The 24,018-nt window shown below is 47.5% G+C and carries 26 protein-coding genes; 4 read left to right on the top strand and 22 right to left on the bottom strand.

Annotation, left to right across the window (positions count from 1 at the left end; all coding sequences use genetic code 11):
• Positions 1–14 precede the first annotated feature (14 nt).
• Positions 15–746 carry an ABC transporter ATP-binding protein gene (locus PTQ21_RS08375; RefSeq protein WP_274569470.1) on the bottom strand — a complete coding sequence of 244 codons (732 nt, stop codon included), beginning with the start codon at positions 744–746 and terminating at the stop codon, positions 15–17.
• A gap of 179 nt (positions 747–925) precedes the next feature.
• Between PTQ21_RS08375 and PTQ21_RS08370 the strand changes: the two genes are divergently transcribed.
• Positions 926–1,234 carry a type II toxin-antitoxin system death-on-curing family toxin gene (locus tag PTQ21_RS08370; protein ID WP_244552198.1) on the top strand — a complete coding sequence of 103 codons (309 nt, stop codon included), beginning with the start codon at positions 926–928 and terminating at the stop codon, positions 1,232–1,234.
• A gap of 112 nt (positions 1,235–1,346) precedes the next feature.
• Here PTQ21_RS08370 and PTQ21_RS08365 read toward each other — a convergent pair whose 3' ends face one another.
• Positions 1,347–2,681 (bottom strand): MFS transporter, encoded by a 1,335-nt coding sequence (locus tag PTQ21_RS08365; protein WP_274569468.1) that lies wholly within the window; start codon positions 2,679–2,681, stop codon positions 1,347–1,349.
• A 307-nt stretch (positions 2,682–2,988) separates the two neighbouring features.
• Between PTQ21_RS08365 and PTQ21_RS08360 the strand changes: the two genes are divergently transcribed.
• Positions 2,989–3,450: a MarR family winged helix-turn-helix transcriptional regulator gene (locus PTQ21_RS08360; RefSeq protein WP_024632985.1), complete on the top strand. Its 462-nt coding sequence runs from the start codon at positions 2,989–2,991 to the stop codon at positions 3,448–3,450.
• 90 nt (positions 3,451–3,540) lie between these two features.
• Here PTQ21_RS08360 and PTQ21_RS08355 read toward each other — a convergent pair whose 3' ends face one another.
• The 5 genes from PTQ21_RS08355 to PTQ21_RS08335 all read right to left on the bottom strand — a co-directional run bounded on the left by PTQ21_RS08355 (position 3,541) and on the right by PTQ21_RS08335 (position 6,992).
• Positions 3,541–3,723: a hypothetical protein gene (locus PTQ21_RS08355; protein ID WP_063567815.1), complete on the bottom strand. Its 183-nt coding sequence runs from the start codon at positions 3,721–3,723 to the stop codon at positions 3,541–3,543.
• Between the two features lie 34 nt (positions 3,724–3,757).
• The gene (locus PTQ21_RS08350; protein WP_274569465.1) at positions 3,758–4,246 is read right to left on the bottom strand and encodes a hypothetical protein; all 489 of its coding nucleotides are present in this window, start codon (positions 4,244–4,246) and stop codon (positions 3,758–3,760) included.
• Between the two features lie 119 nt (positions 4,247–4,365).
• Entirely contained in the window at positions 4,366–5,874 is a 1,509-nt protein-coding gene (locus PTQ21_RS08345) for an MDR family MFS transporter (RefSeq protein WP_079695914.1), read from the bottom strand.
• A gap of 51 nt (positions 5,875–5,925) precedes the next feature.
• A complete protein-coding gene (locus PTQ21_RS08340; RefSeq protein WP_090810326.1) occupies positions 5,926–6,498 on the bottom strand; it encodes a GNAT family N-acetyltransferase in 573 nt (190 codons plus the stop codon).
• A gap of 197 nt (positions 6,499–6,695) precedes the next feature.
• Positions 6,696–6,992 (bottom strand): hypothetical protein, encoded by a 297-nt coding sequence (locus tag PTQ21_RS08335; RefSeq protein ID WP_063567811.1) that lies wholly within the window; start codon positions 6,990–6,992, stop codon positions 6,696–6,698.
• Between the two features lie 186 nt (positions 6,993–7,178).
• Between PTQ21_RS08335 and PTQ21_RS08330 the strand changes: the two genes are divergently transcribed.
• Complete coding sequence (locus PTQ21_RS08330; protein ID WP_063567810.1) at positions 7,179–7,667, top strand: GAF domain-containing protein; 489 nt, start codon at positions 7,179–7,181, stop codon at positions 7,665–7,667.
• Positions 7,668–7,822: 155 nt separating this feature from the next.
• Here the strand turns inward: PTQ21_RS08330 and PTQ21_RS08325 are convergent, their stop codons facing one another.
• From PTQ21_RS08325 to PTQ21_RS08295, 7 genes are all read right to left on the bottom strand, one after another.
• The gene (locus PTQ21_RS08325; protein ID WP_063567809.1) at positions 7,823–8,638 is read right to left on the bottom strand and encodes a MerR family transcriptional regulator; all 816 of its coding nucleotides are present in this window, start codon (positions 8,636–8,638) and stop codon (positions 7,823–7,825) included.
• Between the two features lie 367 nt (positions 8,639–9,005).
• The gene (locus tag PTQ21_RS08320; protein ID WP_274569462.1) at positions 9,006–10,430 is read right to left on the bottom strand and encodes an aldehyde dehydrogenase family protein; all 1,425 of its coding nucleotides are present in this window, start codon (positions 10,428–10,430) and stop codon (positions 9,006–9,008) included.
• A gap of 90 nt (positions 10,431–10,520) precedes the next feature.
• Entirely contained in the window at positions 10,521–10,943 is a 423-nt protein-coding gene (locus PTQ21_RS08315; protein ID WP_274569461.1) for a universal stress protein, read from the bottom strand.
• Between the two features lie 19 nt (positions 10,944–10,962).
• The gene (locus tag PTQ21_RS08310; RefSeq protein WP_063567806.1) at positions 10,963–12,180 is read right to left on the bottom strand and encodes an MFS transporter; all 1,218 of its coding nucleotides are present in this window, start codon (positions 12,178–12,180) and stop codon (positions 10,963–10,965) included.
• A gap of 140 nt (positions 12,181–12,320) precedes the next feature.
• Positions 12,321–12,761, bottom strand: a complete 441-nt coding sequence (locus tag PTQ21_RS08305; RefSeq protein WP_063567805.1) for a helix-turn-helix domain-containing protein — start codon at positions 12,759–12,761, stop codon at positions 12,321–12,323.
• A 246-nt stretch (positions 12,762–13,007) separates the two neighbouring features.
• Complete coding sequence (locus tag PTQ21_RS08300; protein WP_161490650.1) at positions 13,008–13,367, bottom strand: SdpI family protein; 360 nt, start codon at positions 13,365–13,367, stop codon at positions 13,008–13,010.
• Between the two features lie 100 nt (positions 13,368–13,467).
• Entirely contained in the window at positions 13,468–15,816 is a 2,349-nt protein-coding gene (locus PTQ21_RS08295) for a heavy metal translocating P-type ATPase (RefSeq protein ID WP_274569458.1), read from the bottom strand.
• Between the two features lie 264 nt (positions 15,817–16,080).
• Here PTQ21_RS08295 and PTQ21_RS08290 point away from each other — a divergent pair, with 264 nt between their 5' ends.
• Complete coding sequence (locus PTQ21_RS08290) at positions 16,081–16,452, top strand: ArsR/SmtB family transcription factor (protein ID WP_072734867.1); 372 nt, start codon at positions 16,081–16,083, stop codon at positions 16,450–16,452.
• A gap of 140 nt (positions 16,453–16,592) precedes the next feature.
• On the opposite strand, the gene PTQ21_RS08285 is transcribed toward PTQ21_RS08290, so the two are convergent.
• The 8 genes from PTQ21_RS08285 to PTQ21_RS08250 all read right to left on the bottom strand — a co-directional run bounded on the left by PTQ21_RS08285 (position 16,593) and on the right by PTQ21_RS08250 (position 23,932).
• Positions 16,593–17,753: an AI-2E family transporter gene (locus PTQ21_RS08285; protein ID WP_274569457.1), complete on the bottom strand. Its 1,161-nt coding sequence runs from the start codon at positions 17,751–17,753 to the stop codon at positions 16,593–16,595.
• A 316-nt stretch (positions 17,754–18,069) separates the two neighbouring features.
• Positions 18,070–19,104, bottom strand: a complete 1,035-nt coding sequence (locus tag PTQ21_RS08280) for an LLM class flavin-dependent oxidoreductase (RefSeq protein ID WP_063567800.1) — start codon at positions 19,102–19,104, stop codon at positions 18,070–18,072.
• A 164-nt stretch (positions 19,105–19,268) separates the two neighbouring features.
• Entirely contained in the window at positions 19,269–19,580 is a 312-nt protein-coding gene (locus tag PTQ21_RS08275) for an ArsR/SmtB family transcription factor (RefSeq protein ID WP_063567799.1), read from the bottom strand.
• A 147-nt stretch (positions 19,581–19,727) separates the two neighbouring features.
• Positions 19,728–20,405 carry an NAD(P)H-dependent oxidoreductase gene (locus tag PTQ21_RS08270; protein WP_090810311.1) on the bottom strand — a complete coding sequence of 226 codons (678 nt, stop codon included), beginning with the start codon at positions 20,403–20,405 and terminating at the stop codon, positions 19,728–19,730.
• 267 nt (positions 20,406–20,672) lie between these two features.
• Positions 20,673–21,131 carry a 2-thiouracil desulfurase family protein gene (locus tag PTQ21_RS08265; protein ID WP_063567797.1) on the bottom strand — a complete coding sequence of 153 codons (459 nt, stop codon included), beginning with the start codon at positions 21,129–21,131 and terminating at the stop codon, positions 20,673–20,675.
• A 60-nt stretch (positions 21,132–21,191) separates the two neighbouring features.
• The gene (locus PTQ21_RS08260; RefSeq protein ID WP_274569454.1) at positions 21,192–22,445 is read right to left on the bottom strand and encodes a hypothetical protein; all 1,254 of its coding nucleotides are present in this window, start codon (positions 22,443–22,445) and stop codon (positions 21,192–21,194) included.
• The gene (locus PTQ21_RS08255) at positions 22,442–23,020 is read right to left on the bottom strand and encodes an RNA polymerase sigma factor (RefSeq protein ID WP_240321569.1); all 579 of its coding nucleotides are present in this window, start codon (positions 23,018–23,020) and stop codon (positions 22,442–22,444) included. The genes PTQ21_RS08260 and PTQ21_RS08255 overlap by 4 nt, the downstream gene beginning before the upstream one ends.
• A 177-nt stretch (positions 23,021–23,197) precedes the next feature.
• Positions 23,198–23,932: a class I SAM-dependent methyltransferase gene (locus PTQ21_RS08250; RefSeq protein WP_063567795.1), complete on the bottom strand. Its 735-nt coding sequence runs from the start codon at positions 23,930–23,932 to the stop codon at positions 23,198–23,200.
• Positions 23,933–24,018: the final 86 nt, after the last annotated feature.

The raw sequence follows: 24,018 nt of genomic DNA, 5'->3' as shown, positions 1-24,018 counted from the left end.
TCCCCCCTTCCCGGTTAGGATGTCAGTGTGTCAAAACAATCAAACAACGAGGCATCCGGCAAATCTGCGGCTGCACGGATTTCGTCCAATGTTCCTTCGGCAGCAGAGCGCCCGGAATGAATAAGAATAAAACGATCACAGATTCGCTCAGCGGTATCCAGTACATGCGTTGACATAAGGACACCCGCACCACGGCGGCGCTCATCGTCCAGCAATTTCAGAAAATCCTTGGTTGCGCGTGGGTCCAGCCCGATGAAAGGCTCGTCCACAATATATACATCCGGCGAGGACAGGAAGCCGATCATCAGCATCATTTTCTGCCGCATCCCCTTGGAGAAACTGGCCGGAAGATCATTGCGAACGTGGTCCATGCCGAAACGAACCAACATCTCCTCCGCCCTGGCAACAAAGACCTCTTCCTCCATCTCATAGGCAGCCGCTGCCAGATCGAGATGTTCCCACAGGGTCATATATTCGTAAAACACAGGTTGTTCCGGGATATAGGCATAACGTCCATCTCCCCCAATGGTTACTTCATACTTTGCATGCTCAAGTAAGCCAAGCAATGTTTTGATGGTCGTGCTTTTGCCAGCCCCATTCGGTCCGATAATACCCACCAGTTCCCCCGGCGCCAAGTGTAATCGGATGTTCCTGATCGTGGATTGACCCGCCTCATATCCTGCTTCCGTAATATGTACGTCCAATATGGACTCCTGTGCGGCTGTATCTTCGTTTTCAATTTCCATATCATTCACTCCCTGTCCTGTCAGGTGCTTGTTCGGTTCTTTATTGATATTGTAATCGAGTTCGTGAGGAATTGTTTGATCATTTTAAGCTTTTGTTCTTAAGTTGGATCATACTGTGAAAATACCTGAAAATGTGAGACCTGAAGTACTGGAAGCTTTTTTTGATGTTTTTGAAGAGGATGAATGACACAGCACAAGCTGGAGTGAAGAACTATTCTTTGTTGGACTCTGCTGTAAATAGCCCCCAACAAACTTTGTTTGGAGAAGATGCCTATCCTTCTATATTTGAAAAAACTAGTGCTTTATTAGAGTCTTTAGTTAAAAATCACTGCTTTCAAAATGGGAACAAAAGGACAGCTTATCTCGTGACCAAATCGTTTTTGATGTTGAATGGTTACCATCTCCAAATGGAACGTCAATTTGCAGTAGAGTTCGTGGTCAATATTGCAGAGGGAAGCACTCATTTGAAAGCATCGCAACTATATTAAAGGACCATTCAGTCGTGCGGTAACATAATTTTATAATAAACAAAAGAAGCAGGGGTTCCGGAACCCCTGCTTCTTTATATTACAGTGAAAATCTCATATTTGCATACTCGTTTCACTCACCTGTAATCATGTAGTTTGCTGTAAGACTCCCGTCCATATCGTTCTTTTTTCGCCTACGAATCGCTACATAAATCACGCCAAGCAACGTCAGCAAAATGCCTGAACTGATAAAAGCCGGAATAACTCCGAATGAGGTCACCAGAAATCCACCTACCACCGGACCCATGATGTTACTGGCCGTCATGATGCTACCAACCGTTCCAAACACACGCCCTGTCATGGATTCAGGCGTTTGCTCCTGAAGTAGAATTTGGAACGGAACAATGGCAAACCCAACCCCCACACCTGCCAAGGCAAATAACGATATCAGCAGTAAATTAGCGCCAAGACCAGCATGCGGCCATACTCCTACGATCATGCCTACTCCACCAATGACAAGACCCATCAATGATGTTCCAAGACCCATCTTAATTACATGCCCCGCCTTCTTCCACTTCTGAACACTCATCGCTGCAATTAACGTCCCAACACCGCTAGCCGCGACACACCATCCGAGCAGATCACTTGAAATACCAGGAAGCTGCCTAAACAGGACTACCGTCTGGGAATCCGCAAATTGCAGAAACAGAAGGGCTGAGGCAAGCAGGACTAAAGAGGTACCCACATGAGGAAGAGATGCGAGCATGCGGATGCCTTCCGTTGTATCTTTCATAAACGTAGCTTTTTTACCTGCTGGAGCAACACCTGCTGTCTCTTCCCTTACTTGTTCTACGTTCTGATTCACAGATTGGATCACTCGTGCTCCAGGAATCCATAGCAAAATAATGCCTGAGATCAGAAAGGACGCGGAATCCAACACGAAACACCAGGTGATCCCAAAAGCGGCAACCAACAGCCCGCCAAGAGCCGGACCGATAATTTTGGACATCTGTTCAATCACCGAGCTGATGGACACCGCCTGCCCCAATTGCTCCTGCGGCACAATCTCCTTAAGCTTGCCGTTCTTGGCCGGTGAGAACACCACATCGAATAAAGACTTGAGAATAAGCAATACATACACATGCCAGATTTGATCCGCAAAAATGAGCCCTCCAACGATCACAATTCGCGCACCGTCTGCGCCGATCATCAGCCACTTGCGATTGACCCGGTCCGCCAGTGCCCCTGCAAATGGACCTGTAAGTAAGACAGGCAATGCTGCACAGAGCGTGGTGAACGTAATCTCCCATGGCGTGGCATTCCAGCGAATGCCCACCAGCGTAAGGATCGCAAGCAGGTGCAGCCAGTCTCCCAGATTGGAGATAGCCTGCGCAGCCATCAAAGTGATAAAAGATCGATTGTGCTTCAGGGGTCTTCGTTCCTGCATCGTTAATCCATTTGCCATCATTCTTCTCCTCCGCCCTCAACCCATTCATGATATGAATTTATTATAGAGAGCAGGCTGAGCTCCAACCTCCTGCCAGAGACGGAGAGGACGCGGCGCCTTCAGGATGATTTTCTCAGTACTTATTTTCAAATCTCATGAATGCTGACAATACGAAAAATGATTAAATTTTAATTGCTAAAAATGCAAATCTTGTGACATATCGCATGTTTTTCGTGCAAACAGATGCTTACAATAGAAATATGGCGAACCTTTGAATCGTCAAATGTAAATTCATCAACTCCAATAAATCTGAAAAGGCGGGATCAGTATGCTGGAATTACAGGAAATCGGAACCGAACGTTCTCTTCATCTGTACCGCACCTTGGCCCAGACATTTAAGAGCGTGAATGAACACGCTGTATCCGGAAGCAAAGTGCATGGCTTCAACCCCACCGCTTACGGGGTGCTCGAAGTGTTATATATGAAAGGAGCACAGCCTATTCAACAAGTCGGTGCACAGCTTCTGCTGCAGAGCGGGAATGTCACTTATGTCATTGACAAGCTGGAGCAAAAGGGACTTTTACATCGAAAACACTGTCCGCAGGACAGACGCATCATTTTCGTAGAATTGACCGAAGAAGGCCAGCGTACGATGGATGAGATCTATCCAGGCTACGCACACAAAATAGATCGTGCTGTCAGCGGTCTGAGCGAAGATGATAAGACATTGCTTTCTGAGCTGTTGGAAAGGCTTGCACTCGGTGCGGATCGTTTATCCGCAAACGGTTAAGGCCAGCCCCGTATCACCTGATCCAAACTAAAAATAACCGGTTCGCCTTAATAGGCGGTACCGGTTATTCGAATTTGTTTATTAATCAAATCAAAGGTACAGAATCCACATCAACACCGTGAGGACAGCGACAACCAATCCACCTGCAATCAGCAAATCGACAATGTAACTGGACAGACCTGAGCGGCTGTGACCCTCAATCTCTCTCTGAGTCTCTTCGTACTTTCTTTTGGCTTCATCTTCCTTGGACGAATTCAGATTATTGGGAAACATCACCCTCACCCCTACTCCAAATGAGATATCTATATTATCCTGTGCTGGTCTGCTGCTTCTGCTTACGAATTTTTTTCAAGATCCATCCCAGACCTGATTGCCACAGTAAAAAAACAAACGTTGTTGTTACTACGTATTGATAAGGGCCAGCATACTGAAAGGCATGCATTCTGTACACAAAGATGGAGAACAACAGCGCACTACCTACACCAAGAAGAAAATAAGCTACGATTGTAATTATTACCTTGGATATAGATCTGTTCATTTTCAGGGAAGCAAGCACACTGTCCGCAATTAACGATAAAGGCAGGGTCAGAAACAGAAGAAGAGCCAAGTTGATAAGAATGCTTATGATCAATGTATACCAGAAGGGATAGTAATATGTATGTTCCGCTCGTTCTGCCAAGGGAACATATTTCATGAGTCCGACAACAATTGAGAGCGAAATGCAAGTCATAATGACTGCCAGAAGCTTGATTGAAAAGGATATTAACCAGAATGATTGCAGCGATTGCTTACTCATCTTAACTCGCCTCCCATTCCATTATTGTAAATTATAGATAATCCCTTCTAGAAAATAATAAACAAAAAAGCAGCCAAGAAACAGCTGCCCTAATCCAATGAATTTTCTTTTCACTTCGTTTACTTCGCTGAAGCTTGTGCTTGTGGCGGAGTATCTGCATCTTCGGGAACGATTAGCCGTTTGCGCAAGGCCAGTGTCGTCACCCATGAGATAATGGCAATGACAAACATGATGACAAACAAGGAATGCAGACTTCCTTCCAACACGTTACGCAGTAGCGCCCATTTGTCATCCGATAGAGCGGCATCCGTATGCGGAGCAAGCAGTTGATTCAGGTCCCCATCCGAAATCCCCGCCTCTGCCAGATGCTGTTCGCTCGACAACGTTGAAATTCGGTAATTTAACCATGTGCCGAAGGCTGCTGCACCAATGGTTTGTCCAAGCGTACGCATAAAGGTATGTAAGGCCGTGGAAGATCCACGTTCTTTATACCCAACCGACGACTGTGAAATGATCGTGAATATTGTAAAAGCAAATCCGAAGCCGAGTCCGTAAATAAAGGTCAAAATAAACAGTACGGCTTGGGGTGATGTTCCACCGACCAAGAAGAGTCCACCCGATCCAATGGCAATCCCGGTTAATCCAATCACCGCTGTTAAGCGTGATCCAATTTTCATTAGCAGACGGCCAGCAAGTACACTACCAATCAGCCAGCCAACAGACATCGGTGCAAGCAGCAATCCTGATTCAGTCGCGTTACCGCCCCGAACCCCCTGCACCCATAGTGGCAAATAACTGGTTAGGCCAATCATCAGGGTACTGGTCAGTAGTCCGGCGATATTCGCCACCCGGATGTCCCGAATACGGAATAGATGAAGAGGTACCATTGGGGCCTGGGCTCTTTTTTCCACCACAAAAAATAAAATCATAAACAAAACAGCTACGATACTCAGTCCCACAATAATAGGAGAACTCCAGGCATAATACTGTCCACCCGCGGACAATACAAAGAGCAATGCTGTAATACCAACGGTAAAGGTCAACGCACCCATATAGTCAATTTTCGCGGTACGCGGAGACATTTCTTCCTTCAAATAACGGAACACAAACCACATCGCCAGCAGTCCGAACGGCAAATTAAATCCAAAGATCCACTGCCAGCCCAGATTGTCTACGAAATACCCGCCAAGCAGCGGTCCGGCCAGAGATGAAATGCCCCACACGGAGCTGATCCAGCCCTGTATTTTGCCCCGTTCTTCAAGGCGGTAGATGTCACCAATAATCGTAAACGTAACAGGCACAACCGCACCTGCGCCAATCCCTTGAATCGCACGAAAAATAATCAGTTGCTCCATGTTCTGCGAAAGGCAGCACAGAAGCGAGCCTAGTAAGAATAAGGCACAGCCAATCAGGAATACTGGCTTTCGTCCGTATAGATCACTGATTTTGCCAAAAATCGGCGTGCTCACAGCCATCGTCAACAGATAAGCAGTGAAAATCCAGCTCAACAGCTGCACACTTCCCAGCTCACTGACAATGGTTGGCCCTGCCGGACCAATGACTGTACCTTCAATTGCAGACAAAAAAGTCGCCAGCAGCAATCCCGCCAGGATGAAACTGCGGTTCAAACCTCCGGTTGTATTCACACAAACCCTTCTCTCTTCAAGTCGTTCTAATCTCTATTTATCTCTCTTACGCAAAAACTCATCGTACAACAGGGAATACATCACCATATCCTTATATCCGGTAGACGTATGCTGCACCTGACGCAGCAGGCCTTCCCTCGTGAAACCGCGGTTCGTCAAAAACTCTCCCGAAGCCACATTGCGCGGATCAACCAGCGCTTCAATCCGATTGAGACCCATCGTTTCATACCCAAACGGTAACACAACCGAAAATGCTTCCGTCATATAACCGTGACGCCAGTAGTCGCGCCCCAGTTCATAACCGATCTCCCCACGGAATGCGCCTTCAAGTTGCCAAGTGTTATATCCGCAACTTCCGATGAGCTGGCCCGTCTCCTTGAGCTCAATACCCCAGCGAATCGCCTCCTCTTCTCCTGCCATATGGTTCAACAGCCCAATCATATCCGCAGCCTCACTTGTCCCGATCATGGGCGCCAAATTCATATAACGGGTCACTTCCCGGTCTGACCAGCAAGCGAACATCTGGGCAGCATCTCGGCGGCGCATTTTGCGCAGACGCAACCGCCCTGTCTCTAATTCGGGAATTCTCCCTTTGCATTTGTACATGAAAAGACTCTCCGATCCGATCTATCTCACAGACCTCATATTCAATAGCCATCTAACCATAACCTGCACCGAATGGCAACTGTTCAGTCATCATGATCACGTCAAAAAACCGGGCCACTTCCGCTCCCGGTCTTGTTGTACGTATGGATCAACTCAAGTTTGCATCCTATTTCGGGATACCTTATCCAAATTTAATTTCAGGCTGTAGACGTCTTCTTGCCCGTCCCCAGCAATTCCTCACTAACCCGGCCGAACACGGCTATGATTTCCTTAAACTCCTCAATGCCAGTCCCGGTAAGGCTCCATTGATCTCCATGGGCGGTCAGGAAGTTTTCCTGTGTCAGATGCTCAAGTTCCTGCTTGATCTCCCGTTCTCCAACGCGATACCCCCGTTCTTCCAATAGAGGCAATGCGTCGCTAACAGTTAAATCCTGATTTTGAGCTAAATATAGAAGATGAATTCGTACAAAAAGATTCTGTACCTCTGCATGCATAAGCCAAGCTCCTTCCCGGGTTGTAGCCCGCCGTGGTTGCTAAGTATTTACCCCACCCAGGAAGATGAGAAACAGGAGGAATATTCATGCCTGACCTGCCCTTTCCGAAATCCTCCGCTTGACTAACCGCAGGCTCTGCACTATCTTGAAAATAAGTACCATTTTTGCTCGGGAGGGTGATTCATCATGTTTCAAGCTGTTTCTTATGAAGGAACACGAAGCGAGCAGCAAACCGCCGTCCTGGGACAGTTAAGTGCTCTGATCCGCGATGAACCTAGCGCTATTGCCAATCTGGCAAACGCTGCGGCGTTGCTCAATGTATTTATGACCGACACCAATTGGGTCGGATTCTATCTGTATGATGGAAAAGAACTTGTACTCGGTCCATTCCAGGGACTGCCTGCCTGCATCCGTATTCCACTTGGACGCGGAGTATGCGGCACTTCTGCTGCGGAACGGCGTACAATGGTCGTTGAAGATGTTCATGCCTTTCCAGGCCATATCGCCTGTGATGCCGCATCGAACAGTGAAATCGTTGTACCCATTATCAAAAACGGCGAATTGTACGGGGTGCTCGACATCGACAGCCCGATCAAAAACCGTTTTGACGATGAAGACCGCGTCTTCCTGGAAAAGGCGGTAAGCCTAATTACAGAGCAGCTGGAATTATCCTAACTGCTTGAAATATCATCTTAAGCCGATGGAGGGTTTATCGACCTTACGATGATATGCAATAACAAAGAGCGCACTCCTCCTAGAGGATCTGCGCTCTTTGTTATGATTATTTTTCTTCACACCCATGTTCTGCTCGCCCAAGATACTTTATGCATCTAGGATAAATCCTGTTCCGCTTTAATCATCATCCCATCTCGCAAAAACTCGGCCAGCTTGGGGTGGTAGCCATCATACATCTGACGAAAATTTTTGTGCTCGACGTACAGATTGGCCAAATCCCGGTAAATCTCTGCTGTTGGGGTGTAATAATCCTTGATCCAATCCAGGTGTCTTCCAATAATCTGCTGTACTTCCGAGCTGCCGGGTTCTAACCCATCCTCAATAGCGCCCTGCAAGTCCAAGTGAATCCGGTCAATCTTCGCCTGTGAATCGAGAAAATCTTCCTTCGACTTCATCTCCTGCCCATCAGGCATTGTGGATTGCTCCGGTGAATTGGCGTTGTACTTCTGACTGTCCTCTGTCTGCATCCGTTCAGAATAGTCATTTTTTGACGCTTGGTCAGAGGTCGGTTCATTTAGAAGCTGGTGACGCCCCTTGTTGGAAAACCCGGCGTACAGTTCGTACTCATCCAGTTCCTGCTCTCCACGTAAGTAGGAGATGGTTTTATCCAGTGTTTGAATCATTCCGTGCAGATGAAGTGCCTTCTCCAGCATCTCGAGCCGATGCTGCTGCATAATACGGATCATGTCACGGGGAGTATCCCTGAGCATGGGGCCGATCTCCTCCTCCTCCATGCCTACTTCTTTACAGAACAGAATCTGCTGTAGTCTCAGCAGCTCCGGCTTCTCATAGTAGATATCCTCGTCTTGACCAACGAAGGCTGGATTCAGCAGACCTGTCTCCGCATACTGTCCCAATTCACTCAGACTTACACCGGACATCCCGGATACATCAACCATGGAATATGCCATTTGAATACACCTCCTGTCTGGCCTGTAACTCCTAGGTTCAGGCTTGTTCATACTGCATTTTATTTAAATTTAAGTGAGATATTATAAAACTTCCAACAATTCTGTACCCCAGTAATCCGTTCATTTCTCTGGATGGATACACAATGCTTCGGTGATATGAACGGCATCTAATTGGTACATTTGCGGTATGATAAGTATTTATACCCTCCTCATCAGATGTGAACCCGGGGTTAATAAAGAAAGGCTATGTATTTTTTTACGGTAAGGGCTGAATGTAGAAAAGAAAAAAATCCCGCACCCCTAACTCGGGTACAGGATCATCTTGTTCTATTTTATCTCGAATCCCGCTCGTCCTAGGAGTGGATATTTAATTCTTGTTAAACATGACAAACTTCAATTCCGTCATTTCCTCTACAGCATATTTAACACCTTCACGTCCCATCCCGCTCTGCTTCACACCACCATAAGGCATATGATCCACACGGAAAGTGGGAATATCGTTAATCATCACGCCGCCTGCTTCGATGTGGTCCGCTGCATGCAATGCAGTATGAATATCATTGGTAAACACACCCGCCTGAAGCCCGTAGATGGAATCATTCACTTGCTCGATGCCTTCTTCAACCGAATCCACCGTATTAATGACAACGATCGGGGCAAAGACCTCCTGACAAGACACCTTGGCATCCCGCGGAACGTTAACAAGCACGGTTGGACGCAATACGCCGCCCTCGGCTTCGCCGCCTGTTGCCACCTCAGCGCCTGCCTGCTTCGCTTCATCGATCCAATCCAGCGTACGCTGTACATCTTTGGATGTGATGAGCGCAGACACAACGGTATCTGGATTCAACGGGTCTCCAACCACGACTTTTTGGGCCGCTTCAGCAAAACGACGAATGAACTCATCCGCGATAGCGCTGTGCACATATATCCGCTGTAGCGAGATACATACCTGACCTTGGTAAGTAAAAGCTCCGGTCACACATCTCGGTACCACCTTGTCCAAATTGGCATCCGCGTCTATAATGACGGCTGCATTGGACCCTAGCTCCAATGTGACGCGTTTCAGTCCGGCTTTACTGCGAATGCTGGTGCCTACAGCCGGGCTGCCTGTAAACGTAATATGGGCCACGTCAGGATGCTCTACAAGCACATCACCAATCGTTTTACCGTCACCGCTCACTACATTCAATGCGCCATCCGGTAATCCCGCTTCCTGAAGCAAATTGGCAATATAATACGAGGACAGCGGTGTCTGCTCCGCAGGTTTCAACACAATCGTATTGCCTGCTGCCAGTGCCGGTCCTACTTTGTGAGCCACCAGGTTCATCGGAAAATTAAACGGCGTAATGGCTCCAATAACACCCAAAGGCTGCCGCATCGTGTAGCCTACGCGTCCTTCACCGCCTTTGGCTGCGTCCATGGGAACCGTCTCTCCGGTGAGCCGCTTGGCTTCTTCTGCGGCGAAACGATACGTTTCCACCGTACGGTCAACCTCGGCGAGTGCCGCAGTAATCGGCTTTGCTGCCTCCAGCGCAATGATCCGTGCTGCTTCTTCCTTCCGTTCTTCCAGCAGGGTGGACAGCTTGTAAAGGATGTCTGCACGCTGATGGGCAGGCATTCTGCGCATCTCTTTGCCCGCCTGAACTGCGGCGGCAATCGCCGCTTCCACTTCCTCAGCTGTCGCCGAGGATACGTCTGCCAGTGTTTCTTTCCAGTATGGTGCCTGAAGTGCTATATAGTCTACTGATTCGGTGGGCTTGCCCCCGATGAACAGATGTTGTTTTTTCATAGTTGTATCCTCCATTCATGTTTAACGCAGCGTTTTCCCATACCTATTTATACACCACTTTAGCATCATCAACACAAGAAAGTCATACCACTATTTCACAGTCATTACGGGACATGCTGCATGTTTCAAAACTCCGTGGCTGACACTGCCCACGACGATCTCAGCGAGCATGCTTTTCCCCGCCGTCCCCATCACAATGAGATCACAGTCTCTATCCTTCGCTACTCGGCAGATCTCATTCACGGGATCACCAGCTATCAGTAACGTTTCATAATGAACAGAACGATCGGCCAACAATTCATTAACAGGTTGTATAATATGCTGTCCTTCTTCTGCGATCCGTGCTTCCAGATCCACACCCAGTGCGGGCTCATTCAGCGAGATCGAAGGATTAACGTGCACGATCATCAAGGAAGCCGGTTGTTTCATACTTTCTGCCAGAACAACGGCTTGCTCCAAAGCCTTGTGTGCATGATCCGACCCATCGACAGCAACCAATATTCGTTTCAGCATTTTACATTCCTCCTGTTCATTAATGCGTAATGGCAGCATCGATATCGCGCAGATGTCTGCGGCGTACCAGAAGCACAACGACCCCGATCAGAACCATCAATGCGCCAAAATAAAACGGTGTCTCCGGCAGGAACCACTCGGACAATTTACCAGCAAGCCAAGGTGCCAGCGCACCTCCAAGGAACCGGACAAAGCTGTATGCAGCCGAGGCCACAGAACGTTCCACTGGGGCAGCTTCCATAACTGCCGTTGTAATTAACGTGTTGTTGATCCCGAGGAAAATCCCGGCAACGATAACGGCCACAATAACCGTTGTGGATGATCCCATTACCGTACCCACCGCCATTACCAGCAGATCAATGGCGAACAGGGTCAGCATAACGCTCATGGAAGGAACGGATCCGAATCGACGTTGCAGTCTTGGTGCGACAAAGACAGACGTGATCGCCAGCATCAGACCCCAACCGAAGAATACATAACCTAGTCCGTGCTCATCCAGATTCATGACATAAGGTGAATAAGCCATCAAGGTAAAGAAACCAAAGTTATACAGGAAGGCCGTGATCGCCAATGTTTTCAGTGAAGGATAACCCAGAGCTTTGAACGGATCGGACAAGGAACTACGCATTTTCGGTTTGGCCATCTTAGGCAGCATAAACGTAATACTGATAAAAGCAATCGCCATCAGAACAGCTACACCATAGAACGGGCCACGCCATGAGATGGAACCCAGTTCACCACCGAGCAATGGACCAACGGCAATCCCCAGACCAAGCGCTGCTTCGTATAAAATAATCGCTTTGGCTGTCCCCGAAGTGGACAGTCCTACAATAGCGGATAATGCAGTTGCGATGAACAGGGCATTCCCTAGTCCCCAACCACCACGGTAACCGACGAGCGCACCTACAGTGTCAGAGGTTCCTCCGAGGAAAGAGAAAACAATGATCAGCAAAATCCCGCTGAGCAGTGTCCACTTCACACCAATCCGGCTGGATACAACACCTGTAATCAGCATGGCTACCCCAGTAACCGCGTTATAACTTGTAAACAATAAAGATACTTGGCTTTTGGAGGCATGCAGCTGATCGGCAATCGCAGGCAGAATCGGGTCAACCAATCCCAGACCCATAAAGGAGATAATACAGGCGAAGGCTACTGCCCATACTGCTCTGGGCTGGGATAACAGACCTCCACGGGATGACGGCAATTCATCAGGTAATGAGGGTTCTCTTTTCATACGTAATTCCTCCTGGTTCATGATTTATGTTGTGAAATAAATTGTGAAAAACAATGAAATGCTCATTTTTTTTCAGAAATATAGGAAAGAAAACGGCACAAATGACACCGGATCTCCCGGTGCTTATCGTGAAATACTAATTATGTCTCATTCTCGTGCCCTTCTAATCGTCGAATGCCGTTCTGAACCCGTTCACGTAATTCCTCTAGTTCCTCCTGAACGGCGTGAATACTCTGAAGTTTCTGCTCGATCAGTTGCAGCTGGTCATCCAACGTCGTTTCCATCTTGGTGAGCTTCTCGATCCGTTCTCTCACCTCAGTGGTCTGTTGGTAGTCAAAACGCTGTTCGTTCAGCGCATCCGCCGTTGCCACATAGGTATGTAGCTCCTGAAGCGAGAAACCAAGCACTTCCTTCGCCCGAACCACCTTTTTGAGATAATCGATATCTTCCCGGGTGTATAATCGTGTGCCACCGTCCGTCCGCTGAGGTGAAGGCATAACACCGATCTCTTCGTAATACCGAATGGTACGCTTGGTCAAACCACATTCCTTGGCTACGTCATCGATTTTATATAAACTCATTTCCTTCACCTCACTTCAATATGTCTATAATGTTATGTACATAATTATATATATTATTAACGTTAACGTCAACGTTAGATTTTGGACTTGAACATGTAGTATGTCTCAAACAAGAATAAATTATTGCAGTGGTAATTTTTACAACACGTTGTTAAAAGCAGATCTCTGTTATCCTTCGCCTCTATAAGATGCAAAAAAGATCCGCTCGCGCGGATCTTCGTTCAGGTGCGATTTCACATTGTGCCTCTAAGCGCCTTGCTCCTTCTGTTCCTGTTGCTGGACACGCTGCATTTGCTTCAAACGGCCTTCGACTCTGGTAAACAGCCTGAATGTATAGAATCCTATAGCCACAAGACTTAGAACCAAAGCTCGTACATCCGTAAGCCAAAAACCGATTATGCCGAATACCGTAATAATCACACCAAACTGCATCATCAGATTGGCGCTATAACGTTGCGCTTCTTCCCATAACTCAGGATGACTCATTGCTCGCGGAGTACGATAACCATAAACGCCATTAATCCTTTTCGGCGGCTTTTTGTACACCATTAATCCCAGAATGAAATAGCACACTCCGCATATAATCCCAACTACTGCTCCTGCCACAATGTTCTCCCCTAACTCCATTAAAAATACACCACAGATATTAAAACAAAAAAACGGCTCTACGTATATACGAAGAGCCGTCCGGATCGTTTCGTAAAACTTAGATGTCCTTCACGCGCAGTACACGCATGGCGTTCAGGACAGCCAGTACGGTCACCCCTACATCAGAGAATACCGCTTCCCACATGGTGGCAATTCCGAACACACCCAGCAGCAGGAAGATCGCTTTGACACCCAACGCAAAACCGATATTTTGCCAAACAATGGTTCGTGTCCGTTTTGCAATTCGGATCGCACTTGCCAGTCTGGATGGTTCATCCGTCATGATGACAACGTCTGCCGCCTCAATCGCGGCATCCGAACCGAGTCCCCCCATTGCTACACCTACATCGGCACGAGCCAGCACAGGTGTATCATTAATACCGTCACCGACAAACACCATTTTCTCCTTCGGTGATTTGGCAGCTTCGAGACGCTCCAACTGTTCGACTTTATGCTGTGGCAGCAGCTCAGCGTATACTTCATCGACACCCAGCTCACGCCCTACAGCTTCACCAACAGCCTTGGCATCCCCTGTCAGCATCACTGTTTTGCGGATACCTAGCTTCTTGAGTGCCTGAATGGCTGCCGCTGCATCATCCTTAACCTCATCGGCAATGATCAGGTGACCGACATACGAACCCGATTCGGCAACGTGCACCACTGTGCCTACGGTTTGTGGAGTCGTGTAGGAGATACCTGTCTGTTCCATCAATTTGGCGTTACCAGCAAGTACTTCACGTCCATCCACACTGACCTTGATGCCATGCCCTGCAACCTCATCGTAATCATCCACACCTTGGGTCCGGATATCTTTTGCCCAAGCTGCGCGAATGGATTCAGCAATCGGATGATTGGAATGAGCCTCGGCAATTGCCGCAAGCTCCATCAATTCATCTTCGTTACGCCCATCTTCAGGGCGAATAGCTGTTACTTTGAAAACACCTTTAGTTAGTGTACCCGTTTTATCGAAAACAACGACTTTGACATCGTTCAAGGCTTCAAGGTAGTTACTTCCTTTGATGAGAATACCGTTACGCGAGGCAGCTCCGATACCGCCGAAAAAACCAAGCGGAATGGAAACGACCAGCGCACACGGACAAGAGATCACGAGGAAGACCAGTGCACGATAGATCCAATCGGCAAATGTCGCACCACCGAGCACCAATGGTGGAACGAGCGCAATCAACGCGGCGAGAATGACGACAACCGGTGTATAATAACGGGCAAATTTGCTAATAAAATGTTCCGTTTTGGCTTTGCGGCTGCTCGCATTCTGCACCAGATCCAAAATTTTGGATACCGTGGATTCACCAAAAGTTTTTGTTACTTCGATAGTTAACATTCCGTTTTTGTTCACGAAACCACTCAGTACATCACTACCGGGTTCCAGTTCACGCGGAACTGACTCACCTGTCAGAGCGGAAGTGTCCACCATGGAACGACCTGCCTTAACAATCCCGTCCAGAGGTACTCGCTCACCCGCTTTAACCAAGATGCGGTCTCCAATACGTACTTCTTCCGGCGACACTCGCTTGGTCTCTTCTCCCGCGCCAATCAGCATATTGGCATAGTCCGGGCGAATATCCATCAGCGACTGGATCGACTTCCTTGACCGATTAACCGCCAGCCCCTGAAACAGCTCACCTAGCTGATAGAAGAGCATGACCGCAACACCTTCGGGGTATTGACCAATGGCAAAAGCACCGATGGTGGCCACGGACATCAGGAAGTATTCATCGAATACCTGACCGCGAATAATATTTTTGAACGCCTGGAGAACGATATCTCCCCCTGCGATCAGATAAGCGACAACATAGAGTGCAAGCTGCGCCCAGCCTTCCAGCGGAGACCAGATCGCGGCTGCTACCAAAATGGAGCCTGCCGCCAGGCGTGCAAGCAGCACCTTTGTCTGCCCAGCGCCATGTTCATGTGAGTGTCCGGCATGCGCATCGTCATGATCGTGACCGTCCGCATGACCGTGATCATGACCGTGATCTTGGGCTCCGTGATGATGACCGTGGTCATGGTCATGGGAGTGACCAGCATGATCGTGCCCACTCGGAGTATGCTCATGCGTGTGAGCTCCGCTACCTGCATGTGCGTGCACATTGCCGTTAGCTTGGTTTATTGAATCTGCAGAACTACGACTGCCTTGTGATGATTTACCTTTTTCCGAAATACGAATATGCGGCTCCAGCCGAAGTACTTTGCGCTTCGCTTCTTCCACCACCTGCTCATCCATATCGGATGTGGTGTGCATGGATAAGGTTTTGGTCACAAAATTGACTGAGCAATCGGAAATGCCTTTAATTTTTTTGACGCCATTCTCAATCTTCAATGCGCAGTTCGCGCAATCCAATCCATCCAGCAGCAGTTCCCTTTTCACCTGTTCCTGTCCGGTTCCCATGTGAACTCTCCCCTTTGCAGTACGTAAATCAATATTATTATTCGTAATTTTTACGTTAAAATCAATATATGAGCAATCATTCATATGTTTTGTTAACCCTATTATATGCACGCTTAAACATGAGTGTCAACAATTCCGGTTGATTTTTCATACAGAATATGCTAATAGTAATCATTTCGCTTTAGACGTTTTTTGGATATAATAGGCTTATCGAAGAACATTTGATCAAATCAAAGGTTGAGTTAATATAGGTGGTGATAGGAAATGGAACAACCGGTTAAAGCTCCAGCCGAATGCGACGCGGCCTGCTCTGGAACAGAGGCTGACGTGCAGACCATTCGTGCTTCTCTCATGGATCGCGATACCTCTTCCGAGATGGCTGATTGGTTCAAGGCTTTCAGCGACCCGACACGGCTTCGTATTATTGATGCGCTGTTGCAGAAGGAATTATGTGTGCACGATCTGACGGTGCTGCTCGATATGGGACAGTCGGCCATTTCGCACCAGCTGCGATCACTCCGCAACATGCGGATTGTCAAGCGGCGCAAAGAAGGCAAGACCGTGTATTATTCTCTGGATGATACACACATTGAGCAGATTTTCCTGCAGACGCTTCAACATATTAAACATGGCTAGGCATCAAGCCAGCCTGTTCACACAACAGAACCCCCGCCTCTCGGCTGTTAGCCGATGGACGGGGGTTCTGTTGAATTAGGGCACCGTTTTGCCAGAAAAAGAAGTTTATCATGCTCTAGCTACGGGCTTGCCCACTTCGGTTACAGTAGATTGTTATTTTTCGGATCATACAGACCGGATCGTTCCTTGAACCAGTTGAAGATATGCGACACACATACTTTCAGCACTGCGTATCCCGGAACAGCCAGCAGAATGCCCACTACACCGAACAGATTACCTGAAGTCAGAATGACAAAGATAATCGTGATGGGGTGAATTTTGAGCGTTTTGCCCATAATCTGAGGTGAGATGAATTTACCCTCAATTAATTGCACGATCGTCCACACCGCTACCATCTTCAGCAACATCACCGGGGAAGTGACCAGAGCAACAATCAACGCAGGCGTAATCGCAATCGCAGGTCCCAGATACGGTACAACACTCGTGAACGATGCGATAATCGCAAGAATCAGCGCATAGTCCAGACCAATAATCATATAACCGATGTAGAGCAGAATACCAATGCAGAAGCTAACAATAATCTGTCCACGAATGAACGAACTGATCTGGTGATTGATATCTTCCAGCACATGCATTGCACCTGTACGACTCTTGATTGGCAGGAAAGACAGAATTTTCGATGGAAGCTTCTTGCCGTCTTTCAGCAGATAGAACAGGATAAACGGAACCGTTACAATGGACAGCACCGTCTCGGTGAACGCTCCGAGGAATCCGCCCAATTTGTTCCAGGTTGAGTTCAGAATGTCAGTGGCTTTCTGGGAAATCGTGCCCCACCAGTCCTGAGAATTCAAATTGACTGTCTCCTGGAACTGACCGAACAGCTTGCTGCCCGTAAGCTGCTCAAACTGCTGTTTGACCGTCTCACTGTACGTTGGAAAATTTTCAATCAGACTCGTAATCTGGTTACGTACGACCGGAATGACGGCCAGTACCACGACTGTCAGGATGCCCCCGATAGCCAGATATAAGATCAGAATGGACCAGCCACGTTTGATTTTCCATCTCTCCATGACATCCACAATCGGATTCAGCAGGTAATAGAGAATACCCGACAGAATAATCGGCAGCACAATCGTCTTGATCAGCACCGCGAGCGGGTGCAAAACAAAGGATACTTTGGTAAGAACCATCACGTTCAGTCCTACCAGCAGCAGAATTAACAGAAAAAGGACAAACTTATTATTCAAAAAAAATCGCTTAAACCGATCCGACCAAATGCGGGGTTGCTCGGGTTGCTCCATAGGCGTGTCTTCCTCTCTTATGTATCCTTTATCAAAAGCATAAGCTGTAAACCTGCATGTTTCTTGACTGCGCATAAAGTTGCTTGTACAAGCCAACATATGTATAACACATTGAGTTTATACGTATGGCGCTGTTTAACCGTTTCAAATTAGACCGGTAAGTTCATTTTACCCTAAAAAGAACCTTCTGCCCCATACAACTCCTTTGAATAATTTCCCTACCAAAAAACGGCTCGCCTCCGAAGAGACAAACCGTTAATATGTCAGCGGCATGCGAGCCTTTTGTTCACGTCCGCTGTTGAGTTTATGCTTTTGTTTATGCTTTTCCCGCCAGTTGAGCGATCAGCTCATACGAGTGCAGGCGTGCCTGATGATCATAGATCATCGACGTAATAATCAGCTCATCCGCCTGGGTCTGAGCAATAAATGATTCCAGTTGACCACGCACGGTCTCTGGAGAACCGTTCACAGCTGCTTTTAGCGTCTGCTCTACACCAGCTTTCTCACGATCTGTCCATTTGCCTTCCATATCGGCTGGTGGCTGCACCAATCCGGTTGTGCCACGAATAATATTCAAGAACTGCTGCTGCATCGTTGTGCCAAGCCATGCTGCTTCTTCGTCGGTATCCGCCACGACAGCATTTACACCCACAATAACATGGGGTTCCTTCAAGTAATCGGATGGTTGGAAGCTGCTCCGATACGTTTCAAGTGCAATCCGGGTGTAATCCGGTGAGAAGTGGCTGGCAAAAGCAAACGGCAATCCCAGCTGTCCGGCGAGACGAGCACTGAAATCACTGGAGCCGAGCAGGTAAATCGGGATATTCAACCCTTCACCGGGTACAGCGCGAACAGGCGCGTGATACGATGTAGCAGAAGCATCGAAGTATGCTCTAAGTTCAGCCAGCAATTCGGGAAAATCTTCACCACTGTTCAGATCTTTTCGCAAAGCAAGAGACGTACGTCGGTCACTTCCCGGTGCACGGCCCAGCCCAAGGTCAATACGGCCTGGATACAGTGACTCTAACGTGCCAAACTGTTCGGCAATAACAAGCGGCGCATGGTTAGGCAGCATGATTCCGCCTGATCCGAGACGAATGGTCTTCGTTCCACCTGCAAGGTAACCAATGACAACCGAGGTCGCGGAAGAAGCGATGCCCGGCATGTTGTGGTGTTCCGCTACCCAGTAACGGTGATATCCCCAACGCTCTGCGTGCTGAGCAAGATCCAGACTGTTGCGAAGCGCATCCGCAGGTGTGGCACCTACTACGACAGGAGCCAAATCCAGTATGGACAATTTAACGTCGTTAATAAGTTTTTTATGGGATGAAGCTGTGTTTTCGGTAGACATAATAGAAAGTTCTCCTCTTTGTTCATATTTTTATTTTTGTATATCCAGATATATAGATGTAAAAGCGCAAAAAAATGATGTCACAGAGCTGCTCCTCTAGCCGTTTACATCCGGACGGAATACCCGCCTGCACCTGCATTCTTGCTTCCGTCTCGGCGTCCGGCTTATAGCTCGTGCTGTACGTACTCGGCAAATTGACGAATGGTTTCTTCGTTCCGGCGATAATACGTCCACTGTCCCCTACGCTCAGAGATCAGCAACCCGGCTTTGAGCATGGTCAGCAGATAGCTGGATATGACGGATTGAGCCAGTCCGGCCTTCACCTGAATCGTTCCAACACATATGCCGCTCTTTCCTGCATCCGGATGCTGGGATAACTCCAGCGGTGGAAAGTGTTGCTCCGGGTTTTTGAGCCACAACAGAATCTGTCGACGTGTCTCGTTGGATAATGCTTTGAATATGAGTATAGGTTCCATGGGTAAGATTATACCGCCTTTCTTTCATTTTGCAAACCAAACAGACCAATTCAACGAACGAACCGGCCTGCCAATAAATACAAGTGAATACGTTTAGAACTTGGTGCTGACCGTTTCTTTTACTTGTTCCAGCATGGACTGATAAGCTTAATCAATCCACTGCGTGATTTTATCCAAAGGCTGACGGGATTTCTCGCGTGGCGGATCTTCCGCCCGATAACCGAAGGCTGCCATGACGGAAACATCCCATTGTCCATCCTCAAGCAAACCTTCCTCTTCCAGAATACGATGTACGTCTTCATATCTAAACCCTTCAATTGGGCAGGAATCGATACCAATCAGCGCTGCCGCAGTCATCATATTACCGAGAGCGATGTAGGTCTGTTTGGACGCCCAGTCAAATAAAGTACGCGGGTTCTCAAGCATTCGTTGGTTCTTTTGAAATTTGCCATAAGCTTCACGGGTCAGCTCAAATACGTCATCCGGCATGCCCTTGATTTCTTTCAGCATATATTCCGCGTAAGACGAGTTATAACTCGCCTCAGACCGCGCCAGAATGACAATAAAATGGCTTGCCTTCGCCAATTGTTTCTGAGCCCCGGAAGAAACTTCGGACAGACGCTTACGGAAGTCCGGGTTCTGCACAATCAGAAATTTCCATGGTTCCAAACCAATTGAGCTTGGCGACAACCGTCCCGTTTCTAGAATAAACTCAAAATCTTCAGCCGAAATGATACGTGAAGCATCAAACTGTTTGGTTGCATGCCGAAAATAGTAAGCGTTCAAAATATTTTCTTTCGTAATGGCTTTTGCCGAGAATTCCATATGATCTGCACATCCTTTTCTTGTTTATGTTCCTGTTTATGGTCTGAACTTGAATACCTGAGTATTATTTTAGAGTTTATAATCAAAATATAAAAGTACGCACAATAATGTTTCTTAGTATATAAAAGTAACTATTATTTCTAACAAGGTTTTTTCGATAATCAAGTGCATGCCCTGTTGTAACAAAAAAACAAGTCGCCATGGATCTGCTGCTCCCCAAGGCGACTTACCTGTAATTCGTATCAGAGATTATTGTGATTACGACAATTACAACTGTTCCATGAACTCATTTTCCGAGATAACCGTAAATCCCTCTTGCCGCAGCAAAGCAGAAGTAACCCCTTCGCCCACGACTTTGTGGTTGGCAAAGTTGCCATCGTAGATCATCTGTGTACCGCAGGAAGGACTGAATTCTTTAAGCACCACACAGGTGACATCCAGTTTTTGCGCCCATTCAAGTGTCTGATAGGCTCCTTTAATGTACAGATCCGTGACGTCATTGCCACTCTTCTCAATTACCTTGGCTGTACCTGCCAGCACATCCTTACCCGTACCGCCGATAATTTCTGCTGGCTCCCGCGGGGTGGAAAATCCTCCAAGCAGCTCCGGGCAGACCATCTTTGCCTGTTCCTGCTCCACAAGCTCCTGAATCTTTGCATCCAGACTCGCTGTTCCGTTGTAACGGCAGGCTACGCCAGCAAGACATGAACTCACTAAATATTTCATCGGTATGCTCCTTATGCTCCAATCATCTATTAAATTGATTGTACCATATGAAATCAAGTCTTAGAGAGTATCCCGCTTGATCATTGTGATACGAGCATCTTCATTGTACTCAATCTGAAAGGCATCTGTGGTAGATTCAAGTTCAAATGAAACGATTCCGAGCGTTTCCGGCATACGACGGAGTTTATATGCTTGAAGATCAACATTGAATATTTTCTTGATTATAGGTGCTGCCTTTTCCCTAAGGATGGATTCTTTCATTTCAAGCAGTTCCTTATGATAAGCCTCCATTTCTTCCATAGTATTCAATTCTTTTCTATTATACTTCGCATTCATAACGGAATAACTTAAACCTGACTTTCCTTCAGTTGTTTGCACAAAATAACGATCTCCAAAATTAAAAGTAAATGTATCCTTACCATTCTCATCATCTTTGGTCCGGTGTATGCTCGTCAGATCGGGAGCAGTTTTGCCAGAAAACGCCTCAATGGAATCCTCTGCATTTGCCAAAGCAGTTTGGGAAACTTGATCAGGATCGAGATCACCTGAAACGGAGATCGCTTCATCCTGTAACCAAATAATCTCTCCATAGCTTTTTTTATTCTCTAACGTAAGTGTAGTATACGATTTCGGCTCCAATTCGCCCTGCTTCATTCCCACATATCGATTGGCTGATATTGGTGTGAGCGCAGGGTCCCCACCAATGCCTTGAAGCAGTGAAGGAATCTGGCGCAAATAACGATGCTCCAGCTCATTAGATGCCATCTCCCGTCTCATCTGTACCTCACGTAGATTGCCTGTTGCCGCATCAAGCCAGATCAACGCATATTCTGCATCGCCTTCTTTTCCAGCCTCGACGGAGACTCTTCCAGAGACAGGCAGGTCCTGCACTTTGGTTATACGTAATTGTTTGCCAAGATAGTCTCGCATCGTGACGGCTACATTCTTTTTCATCTTGTCAGTGAGCAGGCTCATGCCGGCATCATCGGTATATTGCAGCGCTGCTGTGGGATATACTTTTTCAATTACAGGCTCCACAATCTGTCCGTTCCAGAGAATGACCGCCGCTGCCACGGCTGCAATCGTCGTGCACGCAATAACAGCTCTGCGGGAGCGAAGACGGCGTCTGTGTTGATTGGGCAGGGTGTTTTGCTCGGCGGACTTATCCCCAACATCACTCATTTTCTGTGCAGATCCCGATTTGAGCCAGGCTACCTGACGAAGTACGTTCTGTTTATGCTCCTCGGTAAAAGGAGACGCCGCAAACGGCTCCTGTTTGACTACTTTTTCCCATTCGTCATCCATATGTTTCATTCACTTCGCTCCTCCCACTGTTTCCGTACTTTGGCCTTCGCTCTGGACAGTCGCGATTTGACCGTGCCCGCGCTGATGCCCAGCATTTCCGCAATTTCACTCGTCTTAAGCTCATACTTCAGATGCAGCAAAAGCAATTCCCGGAATTTGTCCGGCAGAGCCATGATGATGTCCCAGATTTCGTGAATGTGCTCCCTGCTGATCGCCTCGGCTTCGGCAGAGGGGTGAACCCATTTTTCAGGCTTCATCTCACCCATGCTCGTATTCCCCTGTTCCGTGGGGATTGGCAGTGTCTCTCCCCATAAACTGCTGCGAAAAAATCTGGATTTCCGGTATGTAAATGTCGTGTTCCTAGTGATGGTCAGCAGCCATGTCTTCAATGAGCATTCTCCTCGAAAATGGGCGATCCCGGAATATGCCCGGATAAACACTTCCTGTGACAATTCATCCGCCTGCTCTGTACTTTTGGTCAGAAAGTACGCGTAGTTCCATACATCGTTCCCGTACTCATCCATCATGCTGCTAAGTGTATAATTGTCGATCGTCTGAGCGTGTGCCAGATATTGATAGTCCAACTGATGTTCACCTCACTTAATAAGACTACGTCCATTCGGATTTGGTTCCCAAACGGTTTATTTCTTCTCCCTCTCCTACAAAATAAAATAAACCAGCAAAGTCCAGATGTACTGAACGCGCTGGTCTATCGAGTATAAAACCCATAAACTTCATTTTGATACCGCCGAAGCTACTGCTCAAGCCTTAACCGCGGCAATCATCAGAAACATCGGCCGACGATTCTCGTCTCGCATACCGGGAACCTGCTCCATCATCTCAGGAGATGGCTTGGACTCGGCTACCTGTTGAATGACAAAACCAGCCTGAATCAATTCATTCAGATGAGTCGCCATCGTCCGATGATATTTCACCACGTCCTGATTCAAAAAGTTCGCTACCCGCTGCCCTTCCTCTTGATAATGATCCACAGGCCAATGCAGTATTTCACCTTGAGCTCCATAATGCCAGTCCTGCTCCGCCCGCGCCGTGAAGATGGGATGTTCCGCAGATAAGACAAACGTACCTCCTTGAACAAGACATGCATTGATTTTGGCGTATACCTGATCCAGACGCTCGATATAATGCAAAGCCAGTGAGCTGATCACTACATCAAATTGTCCGGGTGCAAAATCAATATCCTCAATCGCCATACGCTGGTACTCGATCTGAGGATCATCCGTCATCTCGCGTGCACGTTGCAACATATTTTCAGACAAATCCACGCCAACCACAGAACTAGCGTGTTGCTCACGTGCATATCGACAGTGCCAACCAAAGCCGCACCCCAGATCCAATACGTTCTTGCCCTTTAATTCAGGCAGCATCGTTTGCAGTTCATGCCACTCGCCAGCAGCCTCCAACCCTTGGGTAGATCGAGCCATCTGACTGTAATTGCCGAAAAACTCAGCTTCATCATATTTGTTTTGCTTCATAAAGAGATTCCCTCCCGTGTCATAAAAGATGCTCTATTAACTCTACCATATAAACGATCATCTTTTGGAAAAGTTGCCAACCAAAT

This window comes from Paenibacillus marchantiae (assembly GCF_028771845.1).
Taxonomy (GTDB): Bacteria; Bacillota; Bacilli; order Paenibacillales; family Paenibacillaceae; genus Paenibacillus; species Paenibacillus marchantiae.
This window is presented reverse-complemented; position numbering and strand designations above follow the sequence as displayed.